The sequence below is a fragment of the Oleiphilus sp. HI0123 genome (genome assembly GCF_001635315.1).
This window is the reverse complement of sequence record NZ_LWGE01000430.1, coordinates 1-482: the sequence shown is the minus strand read 5'-3', so window position 1 is coordinate 482 and position 482 is coordinate 1. Positions and strand designations below refer to the sequence as shown.

Genomic DNA, 482 nt, shown 5'->3' with positions numbered 1-482 from the left:
TTCACATTATTAAATGTACATATAGGACTTAAAACTGTATTATTTGTAACCAGCCGCAATTGATCTGCAGCGATATGTTCGAATGGAATATTTTTTTAGCTTTACTATGTTGTGTGTCTTGTTGAAATGAAAGCTCCGCTTATTCTTAGTATTTCTCTGCCCTTAATGTTGATAGCAAGTAAGTCACTTGCTTCGCAGCCAATTAATTCTCAAGAAAAGAGCACTATTGCCACTTATCAATCTTTGGCAATGAGCGAGTCAGACATGGACGACGTCTCTGCCATTGCCGGCATCTCTGTTTTGGACATATACGGCTCGCCTGCTGCAGGCTTAACCGTCGATAGCGAAGATGACGAAGCAACGAACTCTAACGGGAAAAATTCATACAATGAAGCAGAAGATACACAAGATTTTGCATCCCACGAGCTGAAGAAAATTGAAGACGGTGGACTGGCTACCACTCAAGCTAGTAATGATATAGC

At 40.7% G+C, this 482-nt stretch carries 1 protein-coding gene; it reads left to right on the top strand.

Translation table 11 applies throughout. The features are described 5' to 3' along the window. Positions 1-126: 126 nt before the first annotated feature. Positions 127-482: hypothetical protein (locus A3761_RS04090; RefSeq protein WP_156491583.1), on the top strand; the 356-nt coding region annotated here is incomplete at its 3' end.